At 66.9% G+C, this 17,656-nt stretch carries 16 protein-coding genes; 7 read left to right on the forward strand and 9 right to left on the reverse strand.

The annotated features are described in order from the left end of the window. Positions 1-46: 46 nt before the first annotated feature. Positions 47-1,972, reverse strand: a complete 1,926-nt coding sequence (gene mdoH, locus AC3ITW_RS19460; RefSeq protein WP_065724628.1) for a glucans biosynthesis glucosyltransferase MdoH — start codon at positions 1,970-1,972, stop codon at positions 47-49. A gap of 493 nt (positions 1,973-2,465) precedes the next feature. Here mdoH and AC3ITW_RS19465 point away from each other — a divergent pair, with 493 nt between their 5' ends. After that, positions 2,466-4,511, forward strand: a complete 2,046-nt coding sequence (locus AC3ITW_RS19465) for a TonB-dependent receptor domain-containing protein (RefSeq protein WP_065724627.1) — start codon at positions 2,466-2,468, stop codon at positions 4,509-4,511. A 60-nt stretch (positions 4,512-4,571) separates the two neighbouring features. Here AC3ITW_RS19465 and AC3ITW_RS19470 read toward each other — a convergent pair whose 3' ends face one another. Continuing rightward, positions 4,572-4,742 carry a hypothetical protein gene (locus tag AC3ITW_RS19470; RefSeq protein ID WP_169050326.1) on the reverse strand — a complete coding sequence of 57 codons (171 nt, stop codon included), beginning with the start codon at positions 4,740-4,742 and terminating at the stop codon, positions 4,572-4,574. Between the two features lie 217 nt (positions 4,743-4,959). On the opposite strand from AC3ITW_RS19470, the gene AC3ITW_RS19475 reads away from it, so the two are divergent. Beyond that, a complete protein-coding gene (locus AC3ITW_RS19475) occupies positions 4,960-5,346 on the forward strand; it encodes a DUF2628 domain-containing protein (protein ID WP_489389842.1) in 387 nt (128 codons plus the stop codon). Between the two features lie 96 nt (positions 5,347-5,442). On the opposite strand, the gene AC3ITW_RS19480 is transcribed toward AC3ITW_RS19475, so the two are convergent. The 3 genes from AC3ITW_RS19480 to AC3ITW_RS19490 all read right to left on the reverse strand — a co-directional run bounded on the left by AC3ITW_RS19480 (position 5,443) and on the right by AC3ITW_RS19490 (position 10,087). Beyond that, the gene (locus AC3ITW_RS19480; RefSeq protein ID WP_100435284.1) at positions 5,443-7,974 is read right to left on the reverse strand and encodes a methyl-accepting chemotaxis protein; all 2,532 of its coding nucleotides are present in this window, start codon (positions 7,972-7,974) and stop codon (positions 5,443-5,445) included. Positions 7,975-8,183: 209 nt separating this feature from the next. Next, positions 8,184-9,077, reverse strand: a complete 894-nt coding sequence (locus tag AC3ITW_RS19485) for an NAD-dependent epimerase/dehydratase family protein (RefSeq protein ID WP_006395443.1) — start codon at positions 9,075-9,077, stop codon at positions 8,184-8,186. Between the two features lie 98 nt (positions 9,078-9,175). After that, positions 9,176-10,087 (reverse strand): S41 family peptidase, encoded by a 912-nt coding sequence (locus AC3ITW_RS19490; protein WP_100435285.1) that lies wholly within the window; start codon positions 10,085-10,087, stop codon positions 9,176-9,178. Positions 10,088-10,136: 49 nt separating this feature from the next. Between AC3ITW_RS19490 and AC3ITW_RS19495 the strand changes: the two genes are divergently transcribed. Beyond that, positions 10,137-10,601, forward strand: coding sequence for a MarR family winged helix-turn-helix transcriptional regulator (locus AC3ITW_RS19495; protein WP_006395482.1), 465 nt, complete (start codon positions 10,137-10,139; stop codon positions 10,599-10,601). Between the two features lie 5 nt (positions 10,602-10,606). Here the strand turns inward: AC3ITW_RS19495 and AC3ITW_RS19500 are convergent, their stop codons facing one another. Further along, on the reverse strand, positions 10,607-12,025 hold the full coding sequence (locus AC3ITW_RS19500; protein WP_229298158.1) for a DUF4434 domain-containing protein: 1,419 nt from the start codon (positions 12,023-12,025) through the stop codon (positions 10,607-10,609). A 274-nt stretch (positions 12,026-12,299) separates the two neighbouring features. On the opposite strand from AC3ITW_RS19500, the gene AC3ITW_RS19505 reads away from it, so the two are divergent. From AC3ITW_RS19505 to AC3ITW_RS19515, 3 genes are all read left to right on the forward strand, one after another. Continuing rightward, positions 12,300-13,556 (forward strand): M24 family metallopeptidase, encoded by a 1,257-nt coding sequence (locus AC3ITW_RS19505; protein WP_100435286.1) that lies wholly within the window; start codon positions 12,300-12,302, stop codon positions 13,554-13,556. Continuing rightward, entirely contained in the window at positions 13,549-14,223 is a 675-nt protein-coding gene (locus AC3ITW_RS19510; protein WP_006395489.1) for a CerR family C-terminal domain-containing protein, read from the forward strand. Before AC3ITW_RS19505 ends, AC3ITW_RS19510 begins: the two co-directional genes overlap by 8 nt. Before the next feature lie 136 nt (positions 14,224-14,359). Further along, positions 14,360-14,659 carry a KGG domain-containing protein gene (locus AC3ITW_RS19515; protein WP_006395495.1) on the forward strand — a complete coding sequence of 100 codons (300 nt, stop codon included), beginning with the start codon at positions 14,360-14,362 and terminating at the stop codon, positions 14,657-14,659. A gap of 11 nt (positions 14,660-14,670) precedes the next feature. Here the strand turns inward: AC3ITW_RS19515 and AC3ITW_RS19520 are convergent, their stop codons facing one another. Further along, on the reverse strand, positions 14,671-16,143 hold the full coding sequence (locus AC3ITW_RS19520) for an MFS transporter (protein WP_100435287.1): 1,473 nt from the start codon (positions 16,141-16,143) through the stop codon (positions 14,671-14,673). 125 nt (positions 16,144-16,268) lie between these two features. Here AC3ITW_RS19520 and AC3ITW_RS19525 point away from each other — a divergent pair, with 125 nt between their 5' ends. Then, entirely contained in the window at positions 16,269-16,889 is a 621-nt protein-coding gene (locus AC3ITW_RS19525; RefSeq protein WP_100435288.1) for a TetR/AcrR family transcriptional regulator, read from the forward strand. 15 nt (positions 16,890-16,904) lie between these two features. Here AC3ITW_RS19525 and AC3ITW_RS19530 read toward each other — a convergent pair whose 3' ends face one another. Next, the gene (locus AC3ITW_RS19530; protein ID WP_006395500.1) at positions 16,905-17,255 is read right to left on the reverse strand and encodes a VOC family protein; all 351 of its coding nucleotides are present in this window, start codon (positions 17,253-17,255) and stop codon (positions 16,905-16,907) included. 105 nt (positions 17,256-17,360) lie between these two features. Further along, complete coding sequence (locus AC3ITW_RS19535; RefSeq protein ID WP_006395502.1) at positions 17,361-17,561, reverse strand: hypothetical protein; 201 nt, start codon at positions 17,559-17,561, stop codon at positions 17,361-17,363. Between the last annotated feature and the right edge of the window lie 95 nt (positions 17,562-17,656).

Below are 17,656 nucleotides of genomic sequence, written 5' to 3' on the forward strand. Positions count from 1 at the left end.
CGGCTCCTCCAAGTTCGAGCCGCATTATGCCGCTGCCGCGGGGCGATCAGTACAGCGGCGGTTGCTCGGCCGCTTCCCGGCGCAACTGGGCAGCGCGCACCAGTACCGGCGGCGGGATGTTCTCTTCGGGGATGTCGAGCAGGCCGAGGCGATGCAGGAAGGCACCCGGGCCACGCGAGGACGTAAGTGCCACCACCGGAATGGCCAGCACCATGCCGATCACCACCGGTGCCATCCACGCCGCCAGCGACGGCGACACCGCCCACGCCAGCACGCCCATGAAGGCACCGAACACGCCCAGGCCACCGTAGCCGCGGATCAGCGCCATCCAGGATATGCCGCCGTCGTCGCGCTGCTGGGCGTCCCAGCCCGAATCGCGACCGGACAGCACTTCGGCCACGCCACGCGACTGCACGTACATCACCACCGGCGCCATCAGTGCGGCCAACACGGTCTCCACCAGCATCGACACGAATGCACGGATCGCGCCGCCGCAGCCGCGCCGGTCGACCGGGTCCAGCAGCATCGCCAGGTACCCCAGCACCTTGGGCATCAGCAGCACCGCCATGGTCGCGGCGAACAGGCGTACCACCTGTTCCTCGTCCTGGGCGCGCCAGTACACGCTGGGCGACAGGTGCAGCAGGGCGTTGAAGTCGATGCCCTCCTGGAACAACGGGATGGCGATGCCGATCAGCATCAGCATCGCCCACATCGGCGCGGTGAAGTAATGGCCGATGCCGATCAGCATGTGCACGCGGCTGATCCAGTGCAGGCCGCGGCTGCCCACCACCTTGCCGTGCTGCAGGTTGCCCTGGCACCAGCGGCGGTCGCGCACCAGCATGTCGGTCAGGGTCGGCGGACCTTCCTCATAGCTGCCGCCCAGGTACGGCACCATGTGCGCAGCCCAGCCACCCCGACGCATCAGCGCCGCTTCGACGAAGTCGTGGCTGAGCACATGGCCCCCGAACGGCTTGCGTCCCGGCAGCGCCGGCAGGCCGGCCTGATCGGCGAAGGCGCGCGTGCGGATGATCGCGTTGTGGCCCCAGTAGTTGCTCTCGGCGCCGTGCCACCAGGCCACGCCGCGGGCGATCACCGGACCGTACACGCGGCCGCCGAACTGCTGCATGCGGGCAAACAGGGTGCGGCCACCGATCACCGAGGGCAGGGTCTGGATCAGGCCAACGTCGGCGTTGTGTTCCATGCCGGCCACCAGGCGCACGATGCTGTCGCCGGTCATCAGGCTGTCGGCATCCAGGATCAGCATCTGCGGGTAGGCGCCGCCAAAGCGGCGCACCCAGTCGGCGATGTTGCCGGCCTTGCGCGCGCCGTTGTCACTGCGGCGACGATAGAACAGCCGCCGCTGGCCGTCGGGCACGCGCTCACGCAGCTCGGCGAACACCTGCTCCTCGGCCCGTGCAATGTCCTCGCGGCGGGTATCGCTGAGCACGAAGAAGTCGAAACGTTCCAGCTGCCCGGTGGCCGCCACCGATTCGTAGATCGCCTGCAGGCCGGCCAGCAGCCGGCGCGGATCTTCGTTGTAGGTCGGCATCAGCAGCGCGGTGCGGCTGTGCACGGTCGGCAGCGGTTTGTCCGGGTCGATGCCGAGGCGGTAGCCACGGTCGAACACGGCGGTCAGGAAGCCGGCCACGGCGCTGGCGAAGGACAGCGCGATCCAGGCGAACAGGCCTACGAACAGCACCAGCAGGCACGCTTCCAGCACGCTGATGCCGTTGCCCGACAACACCCGCCACATCATGCGCGTGGCCACGGTGGTCATCACCGCGGTGCCGCCGAGGATGTACAGCCGGCGCAGGCCGATCATGCGCGGCGAGGTGCGATGCCTGCGGACTTTCAGCTCGCCTTCGCGCAGGGTCTGCTCGGGCATCTGCAGCGGCGATTCAGCAGGCAGCAGCGCCCAGCCGGCGTCAAGCCGGGGCGTATCCGCTTCCGCGTGGATGGTCTGCACCCCCATCGCCGCCTACTCCGCGCAGTCGGCACGGCCGGCCATCCCGGCCGGGCTGCATGCACGAAGGTTCCCGGCGCGCCTTCCCGGCGCCCGCACTTGTCCTGGCTGTGCCGGCCTGTGGCCGCACAGTCGATGTCTGTCACTACCGGAACCCACACGATCTCCAACGGGGCGGAATCGAAAATGCGGCGCCAGTCTAGGGCGCTGGATGTAAGCCGCGCGCGAAGGTGTACGCCGGGATTTACCCCCATTCAGCAAACAGCAGGCGATCTCCGGGCGGGACAGCCGGATGTCGCTTGATCGCCCCAGGTACTGGATCGTAACAAACGCGAACGGTTATCATTTCATTAACCAGGCAGGTCACCGTCCTCACACGGTCGAGACCCACCCAGCTGCGCCGGTCCAATCCGCGCGCCCAACGACCCATGGAAGGGGGCTGCCTGCTGTCTGCGTGCGCCTGCTGCTTCCACCGGGTCTCCCTCCTCCGATGGAAGCCGTCATGTCCCTGTCGTCCCACCTCCGTAGCGCGCGCCTGTCGCGTACCCGCCTGGCCACTGCCCTGTCTGCCGCCTGCCTGCTAGCCCTGCCCGGCCTGGCCGCCGCCGAAGCCAGCGCCGATGCCTCCACCAAGGACCTGGATACCGTGGTGGTCACCGCCTCGGGCAACCAGCAATGGATCAAGGATGCCCCGGCCAGCATCAGCGTGATCAGCCGCGAGGACATCGCGCGCCAGCCGGTGCATGACCTGGCCACCCTGCTCAGCCGCGTTCCGGGCGTGACCGGTGGCCTCAGCGCCGTTGGCGAGCAGTCCAAGATCAAGCTGCGCGGCATGCCGTCCAACTACACGCTGGTGCTGGTGGACGGCAAGCGGATGGGCAGTTCGGCCTCGACCAACTATCGCCCCGATCTGGGCCGCCAGGATCTGAACTGGATCTCGCCCGACCAGATCGAGCGCATCGAAGTGGTCCGCGGGCCGATGTCGTCGCTGTACGGCTCCGACGCCATGGGCGGCGTGATCAACATCATCACCCGCCGCATCGGCGACGAATGGAACGGCAGCGCCACCCACAGCTACACCCGCCCGGGTGACGGCAAGCGCGGCGACACCCAGCAGATCGGCGCGACCTTCTCCGGCCCGCTCGGCGAGCGTTTCGGCCTGCGCATCGGTGCAAACAGCATGCGCCGCGATTCGGACCAGTCCAATGGCGGCGTCTACGGCAATGCCTATGCCGGCGAGAAGGACCGCAATGTCGACGCACTGCTGCAGTGGAAGCTCAGCGACGCGCAGGAACTGTCGCTGGAAGCCGGCCACGGCGTGCAGCAGTCCTTCATCGATGCCTCGCTGGAAAAGCAGGACGAAGGCGCCTGGGGTGCCAGTGAACTCAAGCGCAGTTCGCTGGCGCTCAACCACGATGGCAAGTGGAGCTTCGGCAACTCGAAGATCAGCGCGTACTGGACCGAGTACAAGAATGACATCGGCGCCACCGGCCGCTCCGAGGCGACCGACACGATCATCGAAGGCAGCCTGACCACACCGTTCACCCTGGGCGTTGAACACCAGTTCGCCGTGGGTGGCCAGTGGAAGCGCCAGGAACTGACCAACACCGATACCATCGGCCGCGCGCCGATCGACTACGCCGGCAACGCGGTCAACGGCTCCGACCTGCAGGTGGATACCTGGGCGCTGTTCGTCGAGGACGAGCTGAAGCTGCACCGCACGCTGGCCCTGACCCTGGGCGCGCGCCTGGACCACCATGAGAAGTTCGGCGGCCACGTCAGCCCACGTGCGTACCTGGTCTGGCATCCGGCCGAACAGTGGACGATCCGCGGTGGCGTCTCCAAGGGCTTCCGTGCGCCCAGCCTGACCGAGAACTCGCCCAGCGCTGCCACCCAGTCCGGCGGCCGTGGCTGCACCTCGCTGATCCCGCTGGGCTATACCCGCGGCGGCTGCTACATGGCCGGCAACCCGGACCTGGATCCGGAAACCAGCACCAACCGCGAGATCGGCATCAGCTTCGACAACGACCTGGTCGATGCCGGCCTGACCTACTTCCATACTGACTTCAGGAACAAGATCGAATACGCACCGCTGGGCAAGTTCAACGGCATCTGGTGGACGCGCATGAGCAACGTGCAGCGCGCGCGTACCAGCGGCATGGAAGGCAACCTGAACTTCCGCTTCGGCGAGCACTGGCGCTGGCGCACCTCGGCGACCTGGATGAAGGAAGCCAAGAACCTGACCACCGGCAGGAACCTGATCGATACCCCGGAGTTCTCGGGCTACTCGTCGCTGGACTGGACGCCCAACACGACGTTCTCCAGCAGCCTGTCGGCGCAGTACACCGGCAAGCAGACCGGCACGGCGACGACCTTCCTCAAGGCCTACACCCTGTATGACCTGACCGCCGCCTGGAACGTCAACGAGGTACTGACCCTGCGTGGTGGCGTCAGCAACCTGGCCGACAAGAAGCTGTACGCGGAGGGCTCCACCGACTACTTCGTGGCCGGGCGCAGCTACTTCCTGAGCATGACCGCGCGCTTCTGACCGGCGACGCGCGCCGCGATCGCGCTGGCGGCTGGCCAGCGCGATCGGCGGTGTTGCGGGTTACTCGCTTTCCAGCGCGGCCGGTGCCGCGTTCTGCGTGGCCGCCGTGCGCGCACGGTCCATTGCCACCGCCAGTTGCTGGCGTGCGAGCAGTTGTTGTGCCTGCACCACTTCAGGTGTCGGCAGGAGCACCGGTCCCGGTGCGTTTTCCGGTGTAGCAGGTGTGGTCATGCAACCTCCATGGACATCCCGCCGATGCCCGGATCCAGCTGGGGCGGCGGCGGAACTGCGCACCCTATCCTAAAAACAAGGCGGGTGGGTGACGGTGCGGCGCCCCGCCGCAGGCCCATACATGCCGGACGCGTCACATTTTTGACGGCCAAGGGTAGTTTCCTGAACCGGCGGCCTCGTATCATGTAATCGTTTTCCTACAAGGACGTAATCGTCAATGAACGCAGTCGACCTCACCCGCTTCAGCCCGAAGTGGCAGTTCCGCTTCAACTTCTTCCAGCGGCACGGCGCTCCCAAAGAGCCGGGATTCAAGCAGGCCTGGAAGGCGCTCTCCTTCGGCGACCGCCTGAAGATCAACATCAATTTCTTCGCGTTCTTCTTCGGCTTCATCTACCTGCTCATCCTGGGCATGTGGCGCAAGGCGCTGGTGGTGATCGGCATCGGCATCGTGCTGGGCATCGTCTCCCTGTTCCTGCCGGACGTCGTCGCGCGTCCACTGTTCATTGCCATGAACTTCCTGGTCGCCGCCAGCACCAACTACAGCTACTACCTGGAGCAGGTGAAGGGCAAAGCCAGCTGGAACCCCTTCGAAGGCATGTTCTGAGCGATTGCGGTTGCCGGACCCGGTTCCGGCATGCCAGCAAGCTGAAACAAGGACGCCCGGCCTTTGCCGGGCGTCCTCATTTGTGCGGGCTGTGGCTCAGGCCGCGTAGCGTGCCACGGCTACCGGCTCGGCCTGCAGACGGAAGCGCGATACTGCCACCGCCAGCTGTTCGGCCTGCTCTTCCATCGCGCGTGCAGCAGCACTGGCTTCCTCCACCAGCGCAGCGTTCTGCTGGGTGGTCTCGTCCATCTGCACTACGGTCTGGTTGACCTGCTCGATGCCCGCCGACTGCTCGCGTGACGCCGCCGAGATCTCGGCCATGATCTCGTTCACTCGACCGACCTGGCCGACGATTTCCTGCATGGTGCGGCCCGCACCGTGCACCAGCTGCGCACCGGCACCGACCTGTGCCACCGAGACGTCGATCAGCTCCTTGATCTCCTTGGCCGCGCCTGCCGAGCGCTGGGCCAACGCACGCACTTCGCTGGCGACCACGGCGAAGCCACGGCCCTGCTCACCGGCGCGCGCCGCTTCCACTGCCGCGTTCAGTGCCAGGATATTGGTCTGGAACGCGATGCCATCGATCACCGAAATGATCTCGGCAATGCGCTGCGAGGAGGCCTCGATCTGTTCCATGGTCTGCACCACCTGGCTGACCACCTGCCCACCCTCACTGGCGACACCTGCTGCGGAGCCGGCCAGGGTGTTGGCCTGAAGCGCGTGGTCGGCATTTTGGCGCACGGTGGAGGTCAGTTCTTCCATCGAAGCGGCGGTTTCTTCCAGGTTGGCGGCCTGCTGCTCGGTGCGACGCGACAGGTCACTGTTGCCGGCGGCAATCTCACCGGCGGCCAGGCGGATGCTGGCGGCCGACTGCTGGATCTGGCCGACGATCCGGGTCAGCTGCTGCACGGTACTGTTGGCATCGTCGCGCATCACTGCGAACACGCCGTGGAAGTCGCCCTGCATGCGCGCGCTGAGGTCACCAGCGGCGATCGCGCGCAGCAGCGTCGACAGCTCGGCCAGGTTGTGGTCGCTGACCTCCATCATGGTGTTGAGGGTTTCGACCATGCGGCGGAAATCGTGGTCGAAGCGCAGGGCGTCGCCGCGCACCGCGAAGTCACCGGCAGCGGCTGCAGCAGCCAGCTGCTGGATCTGATCGTTGATCGCCGCCAGATTGCTCTTGGTGGTGGCCATCGCGGCGCTGAACACTGACTTCTCGCCCGGCAATGCTTCCATGTCCACGCTGAGGTCGCCCACTGCGTAGCGCTGCATCACCTCGACCAGGCGCTGGGTGACCGCATTGCTGGAGGCCACCAGCTGGTTGCTGTCGGCCACCATGCGGCCGTACTCGCCCGGGAACGCAGAAGCGTCCATGCGGTAGCTGAGCTCGCCGGCATCGTGGCGACGCGCCATTTCGGACTGCGCGGCCATCACCGACTGCAGCTGGCCGCGCATGCCCTGCATCGCCTCCAGCAGGCGCCCCACTTCGTCATTGCTGCGCGTGGGCAGCGCACTGTCCAGCTTGCCGGCGGCGACGTCAGAGGCCACGCGCACCGCTTCGGCCAGCGGGCGGATCGCCAACCGGCGCAGCAGGACGTAGACACCTGCGCTAAGGGTCAATGCGGCCACCACACCGACCAGCAGGGTCAGCCACAGCAGCTGGCGCGCCTCTGCCACGATCACCGCATGCGGCATCACCACGCCCAGCGCGAAGCGCTGCGGGGCATCGCCCACGCGCAGCGGCACGTACACACGCACGTTGCCGGCCGCGTCCGGGGTGAAAGCTTCGAAGCGACGGTCGGCGGCGATGTCGGCCAGCATGCTGCGGGTCAGTGCATCGCTGCGCGGCTTGCCGATTTCAGCGGCATTGGCCGAGGCCAGCACCACGCCATGGGGTGAGAGCAGCTCGACGCGGCCGGCGCCCATCGGCGTCAGCGTGGCGAGGTGCTTCTGCAGCGCGGCCAGCGAGAAGTCGACGGTAAACACGCCGAGGAACGTACCGTTTTCGACGATCGGCGTGCTCAGCGTGCTCATCAGCACCTGCTGGCCGCCGATGTCATAGGCATAAGGCTCGCTCACCTTCGCCAGCTTGTCGCGGCTGGGCACCATGTACCAGTCGCCGGAGCCGCTGGCGGTCTCGGTGTAGTCGGTCATCGTCGACTGCTGCGGCTTGCCATCGTGCCAGGCCCAGTAGCTCATGTAACGACCGGTGGCATCGTGCGCCTCGGTGTCGACGAATTCGGCATCCTTGCCATCAAACGCATCGGCTTCCCACATGGTGCTCTTGCCCAGCCATTCAGGATGGGTACGCAGCTGTTCGCCGAGCACGGCGGCCAGGCTGGCGCGGTCGGGCGCGTCACCACGCGCACGCTGGGCCAGCACGGCCTCGACCATGGCATCGTTGCTGGCGAAAGCCGTGCCAAGGTCGGCCGCGACCTGGCGTGCCTCGGCGGTGGCTTCGCTGGCCATGGTCTGGCGCGAGGCATTGACCAGGCTGGCGCTGGCCTGGCGATAGATCAGGAACGCGGTCAGGCCGAAGCACAGCAGCGCGATCACGGCGGTGCCGAGCATCAGCTTGTGGGCGATGCTGCCCGGGCGGCGGGCGGCGACGGAGCGGGAAGAAGGCATGGAAGGATCCGCAAGGCAGTTCAGGACGACCGGCACCGCGAGGGCACCGCGCAGGCGCGCGATCCATCGCGCAGGCCACCGGTCGCCGGGCCGGACCCAGCGCAGGAAGCGCACCGGGTTAGCGGCCGCCCGCCAACGAGGTTGAGGTGGCCCGCCCGCACATTCCTGAACGCACTCAGGAACAGCTCAGCAAGCTGTCAGCTGCCGCCTCACTCGGCCACGCGGTCCTTGATCCACTGCGCCCTCGGCAACACCTCGATGCTGCCGACGGCATACTGCTGCAGCACGTCATCGGGGCCGAAGCGCGGTTGCCAGCCCAGCAGGCTGCGGATGCGGGCGCTGTCGTAGACGCGGTCGATGCTCAGCGGCAACGGCCAGCCGCGGCGTTCGAACTCGGCCAGCAACTGCGGCGCACGCCGGGCCAGCACCCTGCGCGGTTGGGTCGCCAGCTCAAGGCAATCCTCGCGCAGGAACGGTGTGGGTGCGCAGGCAATGTAGCGCGCGAAGGCAGCGCCCTCATCGTGCAGCAGCGCGGCATGCGCACTGGCGACATCCCGTGCGTCGATGCCGCGATGCAGGCGGAACATCGCCATACGCTCGGGCGGCTCCGGAAAGCAGCGACCCATGCGCAGTACACGCACACTGAAGTCCGCGCTCGCCGCCGCTTCGGCCAGCGCCTCAGCCTGCAGCTTGCTGCGGTGGTAGATGGTGCGTGGCAGCGGCTCGGTGTCTTCATCGATCCAGCGGCACCCACCAGCCACCACCGCATGGCCGTACAGCGCGGTGGTACTGGTCAGCACGAAGCGACGGGCACCGGCCTCCCGGGCCGCCGCCAACAGGTGCCGGGTCGCATCCACGTTGATCTGCTGGAACACTGCATCCGGCACCAGGCCCACGTGCGGCGCATGCAGGGCGGCGGTGTGGATCACCGCGTCGACACCCTGCACCGCGCGTACGACCGCCTGATGATCGGTGACATCGGCGATGATGCGCGTCGTTGCGAACGGGCTGCGATCCAGCCCCACCACTTCATGGGCAGCGGCCAGGGCGCCGAAGATCGCACGCCCGATCCGCCCGGAACTGCCGGTCAACAGAATCTTCATTGAGTCCATTCACTCGAAGCGCCCGGGAACTACCGGGATGTTTCGATTCTAGGCACGCCGCATGTCGTCTGCGATAGGGCACGGTTGCAATTGTGCGTTCATCTTGACGATGTCGACGTGGCCAGCAACTGCCGTGCGACGAACAGTGGATCGTCTCCGCCGGCGACATCAGGCGTGACCCCGGCGCGTTCCCAGTTGCCGCCGGTACGGAGATTGATTGGTTGCCGGTCCGGAATGCTGATCTGATAGCCATCCGGCAGCAGCACAGGATCATCGAACATATGTGCGGCACCGCCACTGCGGCTGCCAACAATGCGCGCGCGACCCAGCGCCTGCAACGAATAGGCGACGTATTCGGCAGCCGAGCCGGTACGGCGGTCGATCAGTACCACCAGCGGCTTCAGGTACGCCGGCAGGCTCGCCGGTGGCAACGGCACCGGCGTACGTCGGCCACGCTGATCCAGTGCCTGCACCTGGGTGATGTTCGCCTCCAGCAAGGTACGCACCAGCAGGTCGGCGCTGCCGTCATCACCACCGCCGTTCTGGCGCAGGTCCAGCACCAGGCCATCGGTGTCGGCCAGCAGGGTGAAGGCAGCCTCCAGCTTCGGACGGGCCAGATCGAGCGGATAGAAGGTACTCAGCCGCAGGTAACCGATATTGCCCTCCAGCACCTTCACCTCGCGCACGCCGGCACCGTTGGCGCGGGCGTCGGCGCGCCAGGCCATCAGCCAGTCGTCCTGTCCGGCGTGGGCATCCACCCGCTCGACGTGGAAATGGCCATCGAATACGTCCAGGTCCTGGTTCAGGCGCGCGCTGAAGGCCTTCGGATCCGCACAGGTATCGGCGTAGCGCTGTTCGTTCGACCAACCACGCAGGGCATCGGCGATGCGGGCACCTTCCACCGCGTCCAGGTACTGCGCCTGTATCGCCGTGGCCGCCGCCTGCAGCACCGCATCCTGTGCCGGGCAGGAGGCTGCAAGCAGTGCGCCAAGCATCCACGAAACCGCCATGCCCCACCCCGCATTGATGATATGTAAGTGCTTATATATCATCGCGACCATGGATCTCCAACATGCCACCCTGGGCACCCTGCTGCGTGCCCTGCTCGATCAGCTTGACCCGGCCGTCGAGCAGGCCTATCGCGATCTGCAACTGGACTACCGACCCCGCTACACCCCGGTACTGCGCACGCTGGTGGCGCAGGGGCCCTGCCGGATCAAGGACCTGGCACTGGCCTGCGGGCTCAGCCATTCCGCACTCAGCCAGACGGTTTCAGCGATGGTGCGCGACGGCTGGCTGCACTCCGCCGTTGGCGAAGACAGCCGCGAGCGCATCCTGCAGCTGAGCCCGCATGCACTGCAGGCGCTGCCGGCGCTGCAGGCGCAGTGGCAGGCGACGGCGCGCGCGGCACGCAGCCTGGACATCGATCTCGGGCAGTCGTTGGAGCAGGTGCTCCGCGACACACTGCAAGCGCTTGAGCAGCGGCCCTTCGCGCAGCGCCTGCGCGATGGGCGCGTGCGCTGACGCGCTTACTGCTCCGCCGCCATCTCGATCTCACTGAGGAAGGTCCAGCTGCCATTGGCCCACCGAAGCTCCAGCGTGCGGCACTGCGCGGCCAGCGGCGCAGCGTTGCCCAGCACGTATTCCTCTTCGGTCGAACCGCTCAGCCCGGCCTGGGTGAATGGCGCCGACAGCATGCCGATCTTCACGGCGGCGGCGCCCGGCTCGGCACACATCACCTCCACGGCTGTCGGCGTGACGATGCCCCACCCCGGGCGGGTCATCGTATGCAGGCCGATCCAGTCCACCCGCCGGCGCTGGCCAAGATCGATGGTGATGGCGACGTTGCCATGCACGCCCACCCAGCCGGCATCCATCGGATTGCGCGGGTCGCCAACCCGGCGATCGAACAGCTCGTGGCCTGTGCTGTCGGGATAGTTCGCATCCGGCGCCACGCTGTAGCTGTAGGTGGTATGCACCGGATCGACGACGTATGAGGCACCCAGGCCGTACAACCCGCGGTAAGTGTTCATCATCCGTGGCGCTTCGGCATGGCCCTGGCCAGGGCCAACCACCTCGGACATGTGGAACTGGCTGAGCCAGGCAACGCGCTTGCCAGCCGAACGTGCACTCCACAACTGCTGGTTGATGCGCTGCACCGAGGCAGACCGGTAGGCGCCGGACAGCCCGTTGCCGGTATCCAGGAACAACGGACTGCCATGGTTGAACAGTTCGATGTCAGCCCACAGACCGCTGGCACCCAGCGCCGCCGACAGCGCCTGGTAATACGCCTCGGTGGAATGTCCCGGACGATCCCACTGGAACAACCTGGCATGCGAGGCCGCACCGATGCCGTCCTGCCATATCTGCACGTCCACGCCGGTGGCCGTGCGGAACTTCGCCGCAGCGCTGGCCACATTGGCCGGATCGATGCTGGATGACGCCAGGTAGGGCGCGACCATCACTGGCCTGGATGGCGTACTGGCTTTGAGGGCAGCAACGATCGCGCGGTAGAAGGACGCGCGGTCGGCAGGTACCTGTGCAGGCTCATCGGTGATGTACCAACCCGCGAAGGCCGGATGCGAACCGTACTGCTGGCCCAGCTGGGCCAGCGACTGCGCTGCATCCTGCGCCACCGCCGTCGCGTTCTGGCCCTGCCAGAAGGTGGCGCATTGCCCCGAGCTGTAGGTGGTGCCGACCACGACCTCCATGCCGCGCGCCGCCGCAGCATCGAGCACTGTGCCGAGTTTGCCGGGGAATCCAGCGATCCATTCGAAATCCTGCGCGCCGCTGGCGCATCCCACGCCAGCGCGCGTGGCACGGGTCTGGCCGAGGATGATCGTGTCGTTGCCCAGGTCCTGCAGCTCGTCCAGGAACAGCGGCAACTGCGCGGCCGGCAGCTGCTCATCGCTGGCCGAATAGCCAACGTGGACGAAGCTGCCGGTCAAAAGGTTACTGCCTGCATGGGCCGGCGCGGCACATGCGAGCAATACGATCAATCCAATCCTGTTCATTCTGTACGTCCCTGTCGTGGCCAAGTGAGTGGCGTCGTTGCCCATCCTAGCAACAGCGGCCGGCACCCCGCCGCGATCACCGGCACGGCTGCGCAATCGCCTACTTCCGCTGCGCCCGCGGCAGCGCGCGCCCAACGCCATTTCAAGCGGTTGATTCATTCAGCTGCGTGATCGAGCCTGCGCGCACCTTCCCCTTGGAGTTCCTCTCATGCGCACGCCACCGGCACCACTGAGCCTGGACGAACGCAACCGCCGCTGGGCCCTGGCCCGCGACATCATGGCCAGTGAGCAGCTCGATGCGCTGGTCGTGCATGGCGATCGGGAAGCCGCCGCCCCCGCCGGCTTTTCCCCGGACTGCTATTTCACCAACGATCGCCCAGGCTCGATCGTGGTATTCGTCGGCGACGAGCCGCCACGGGTATTCACCTTCGCCTCGTTGATGATCGCCGACCACCTCCAGGCCGGCCTGCGCGGCGACCTGCAATGGATCGCGCCCGAGCAGCTGTGGGTAGGAAAGTCCGGTCAGGAAGTCGGCCGCTGGCTGCAGCACTGTGGCCTGCACAACGCCCGTATCGGCGTGCTCGGGCTGGAACCATACCCGCCGTTCTACTTCGATGGTGCCATGCCTGCCCGCACCCTGCAGGGCATGCAGGCCGCAGTACCGGCGGCGCAGTTCGTACCGGTCTACCGTGCGTTCTTCCAGCGCGCCTCGGTGAAGAGCCAGGAAGAACTGGCACTGATCGCTCATGCTGCCTGGATCGGCGAATCCATGAGCGAGGCACTACGCGCCACCGCCCGCCCGGGGGCCTCCGAAGCCGAGCTGGTCGCCGCAGTCACCGCCACCTGCTTCGCGCTGGGCGGCTACACCGCCGAAGTACTGCTTGGCTCCGGGCCCGAGTATGTCGGCTGGGGGCCGCCCGCCTGGCAGTACCGTGCACAGGCGCCGCGCGTGCTGCGCGATGGCGACCTGGTGCTGTCGGAGATCTTCGCGCTGTATGGGCTGATGGAAACGCAGCATCAGGCTGCCGTCGCGATCGGCGAAGTACACGATGACATCCATCGCGCCGCTTCCGTGGCACGGACCAGCTATGAAGCCGGCCTGTCCACACTGCGTGTGGGCAACACCTTCGGCGATGTCGTCGATGCGATGGAAGCACCGCTGCTGGAAGCAGGAGGCTGGCATGTGCACCCGCTGGTCCACAGCCTCAATCCCTACGGGCCCGTTGGCTTCGGCCGTGCGCCAGGCATCGAGGTGTTGCCGGAGGCCGCGCGCTATGCGCACATCACGCCACTGCCGACGGTGGGGCGCGAGCTCCCGTTGCAGGCCGGCATGTGCTTCGCCTTCGAACCCAACTGCGCGTTCGGCCGGCACATGGCCAACATCGGCGGCACGGTCATCGTCGGCGAGCACGCCGGCGTAGCCCTCAACGACAACTCCACCTGGTTGATGCAGGCCGATGCCTGAGTTCATCGCGCACCTGCAGACACCGGCGCGACGGCGGGCGGCTGAGACACGCAGCGAACAGACCCGGACCCGGTTGCTGCAGGCTGGACTGCAGTTGTTCAGTGCACTGGGAGTGGAAGGCGTGCGCACCCGTCAACTGGTGGATATTGCAGGCTGCAGCCAATCCGCCATTCCCTACCACTTCGGCGGCAAGCTGGAACTGTATGCCGCCGTACTCAGGCGCGCCGCACAGGCCATCGCTGAACAGCTGCCGCTGCCCGCGGTACCACCCGCCGGTCCACGCCAGGCCGCACAGCAGCTGCAGCGGCTGATGCGGGCATTCGTGCACGCGCTGCTGGCTGCACCCGATGCAAGTGCGCGGACCCTGTTGCTGGCCCGCGAGCAGATCCAGCCGACGGCCGCGTTCGCCCGTGTCCACCATGAGCTGTTCGGGCCTCTGCATGCGGCATTGGCCGAATGCGTCGCTCATCTTCGAGGCGCCGATGCATCCAGCATGGAGACGGTGCTGCGTACCCACGCACTGCTCGGCCAGGCGATCGTCTTTGCTGTCTCGCACGGCGCCCTGCAGGCGCGGCTTGGAGAAACGGCAGCGGCAGCCGACGTGGAGACAATTGCAGCCATCGTCGGCGGTATGGCTCTGGCCGCAGCCCGGGCGGCGCCAGCCTGAATGGCCATCGCCGTCAACCGGATGCGCAGGCCAGGTGAAGGTGGCCTCGAGAATGGCGACCTGGACTTAGCGTGCCATGCCCAAGGATGGGCACCGTCGCCGACTGCGGCGACGCCCACGCAACGGGAGACGTCACATGGCTGACCAGCAACACGGCACCTCCAGTCGGGGTTTCGCCTCGATGGACCAGGGCAAGCAGCGTGAGATCGCTGCCAAGGGTGGACGCGCTGCGCATGCGTCCGGCAACGCACATGAGTTCAGTCCCGCTGAAGCGCGCGTCGCAGGTCGCAAAGGCGGCGAAGCGATCAGCCGTGATCGACAGCACATGGCTGCGATCGGTCGCGAAGGCGGGCATGCGCGCCACGCCAATACGCGGCAGCAGCAGCAAAGCGAGTCCACGACAACGGCAGATGACCCGAAGCGTCAGCAAGGATGAGTAGCCCGTAGTCAGGCCTGCAACCGCCGCCGATGCAGGCCGATGGCCGCCAGCAGCGCCATGGCACCCGCCACGGCCATCGCCCAGCCGAAGCCACTGGCCATCGCGCTGCGGTACCAGGCCAGTATCTGCGGCGTGGACACCATCGAGGTGGGCCGCAGGATCAGCGCGCGCGCCTGCTCGGCTACCCCTGACTGCCCTGCGGCTCGCGCGGAGCTGGCGAACTGCTGCACCGCGCGCACACTCATCAGGCTGCCCAGCAAAGCGATTCCCAGGCTCATGCCAGCTTGGCGCAATGCGTTCATCGTGGCCGAGGCAATACCCGCGCGCTCGGGCGGTACGCTGGCCATGACCGCCATGCCGGTGGCCGGCACCGCCAGGCCCATTCCAACCCCAAGCAGCATCAGCAGCGCATTGGCGCGCCCCTGCGACGTATCCGGTTCGAACGTCGTCATCGCCAACAGCGCCACCCCGGTCAGGACATAGCCCAACACCAGTGCGGTGGCCAGGCCGATATGGGTGACCAGCCGGCCGAACAGCAGCGACACCGCGCCCATCAGCAGGAACTGCGGGACCAGCTGCGTCCCCGCCAGCACCGCCTCATGGCCCTGTGCCTGCTGGAAGAACAGCGAGAGGAAGAACAGGCTGGCATAGGCGGTGAAGCCCAGCACGAACGAAGCCAGGTTGAGCATGCCGAAGCGCCGGCTGGCGAACAGGTCCAAGGGCAGCAGAGGGCGCGCCACACGACGTTCGACGACGCCAAACGCCATCAGCCCGGCAATGGCGATACCCAGGGCCAGCAGTGTCCCTGGCACCATCAGTCCGTGTTCGCCGATCGCGATCAGGCCGTAGCTGAGCGCGCCCAGGGCAACGATGCTGAGCATCTGCCCGGCCGGATCCAGTGCAGCGTGCTGCGGATGCCGCCGTTCTGGAATGGCCCAGGCCCCCAGCACGAGCGCCAGCAGGCCCAGCGGCAGGTTGATCAGGAAGATGCTCGGCCAACCGGCACGCTGCACCAGCACGCCACCGAGCATGGGTCCCAGTACCAGGGCCAGCGCACTGAACGCCGACCAGCCACCGATCGCGCGCGCGCGCTGGCGCGGATCAGGAAATGCATGACTGAGGATCGGCATCGCGCTGGGAATCAACAGCGCACCCGCGACGCCCTGCACCGCGCGCCCGACCACCAGCATCGACAGGCTGCCGGCGCAGGCGCAGAGCAACGAGCCCAGGGTGAAGGTCGCCACGCTGAGCAGCCACATCCGCCGATGGCCATAGCGGTCACCGAGCGGACCGGCCGACAGCATCAGCGCTGACAGCGCGATCGCATAGGCGTTGATCACCCACTGCAGGCCGGCCATGTCGGTCCGCAATGCCAGCTGCAGGGTCGGCAGGGCGACGTTGACGATGCTGATGTCCAGCGAGGCGAGGAACGTGCCGAGATAGGCCGCCAGCACCAGGGCCGGCCGTTGGAAGCGATGCATGTACGGATCCCGCGGAGGATGTGCGCGCATCGTAGCCACTGACTGACCGTCGGTCAATGACTGACGGTCAGTCGCCTGCACAGGGCAGCTAGAATGGTGGCCGCCGCACCCGGATCACGCCCACCATGCAGACCCCAGCTGTCGCCAGGCCCCGCACCAAGCCCGCCGAAACCCGCCAGGAAGAACTGATGGACGCCGCGCAGGCGCTGTTCCTGTCGCAGGGCGTGGAAGCAACCACCATCAGCGACATCGTCGCTGCCGCCGACGTGGCCAAGGGCACCTTCTACACCTACTTCGCCTCGCGCACCGAAATCCTGCAGGCGCTGGCGCAGCGCTATACGCGGCAGTTCATGGAGGAGGTCGACCTGGCCGTGCAGCAGCAGCCCGCCAATGATGGCGTGGCGCGCCTGCGTGCCTGGATCCGCGCCAACATCGAGCTCTACGTGCGTACCCACGCGCTGCATGATGTGGTGTTCGCCAACCACCACCATCACCAGCGCGGCAATGCCGAACGCAATGCGATCCAGCTGCAGCTGCGGGAGATCCTCGAAGCGGGCATCACCAACGGCCTGTGGCAGTTGCCGGCACCGCAGGTCACCGCATCGTTGATCTATGCCGGCGTGCACGGCGCCACCGACGACCTGATCGCTGCACCGGCACCGGATGCCGATGCCTTCATCGCCGCCGTGCAGGCCGATTGCCTGCGCATGGTCGGCGTGCAACCGACCGGTGCCAAACGGCGCTGACGGACTTTCTGCCGCTCAGGTGTGGGCGAGGATGTTCAACAACCGCCCGAACGGGTCGCGGACGAAGAAGCGGCGCACGCCCCAGGGTTCATCGGCGGGGCCGTACTCCAGCGCAATGCCGGCCGCGTGCATGCGATCCAGCACCTCCTGCAGGTTGTCCACTTCGATCGACAGGTCCGGCACCGGGGTTCCGGCGCCGCCTTCGCTGGCGAAGCTGACCTGTGCCAGCGCACTGCCCTGGCCGCCATGGGTGATGATCCAGCCGTGGTCCATCAGCACCGGCATCCCAAGCAACTCGCCATAGAAAGCGGCCGCGCGCGATGGATCGGGCGTGGCAATGTTTGCGACGACGCGTTTGACGGCCATGACACGCTTCCGTTGGAAAGGACGCGTCGAGACTGCCCGACCTTGCACCCAAACAGAAGAGCCCCGTCGGTGACGGGGCCCCACGCACGGCTCAAACGGCGCGACTCACACGCCCATGCACAGGTCGACCACGCAGGTGTTGTACGCCTGCTGGCATTCACCGGCGTCGGCACCACTGGCCAGGCACATCTGATACGCCCGCCAGCACGGCTTGTCGCAGGGCTCGACCGGTCCTGCCACCGCCACCGAACCGGTACATGCCAGCGCGAACACCGCTACTGCGATCATTTTCCTGAAAGCACGCATCGACATCACTCCTTGATAAGCCTGGTGAGCCCAGGCCGGCTCACGGTAGCGAGGCGGCCGAGAGATGGAGTGAACGCTCACGTCACGAAACATTA

The sequence above is a fragment of the Stenotrophomonas sp. KH_052 genome, from assembly GCF_057838755.1.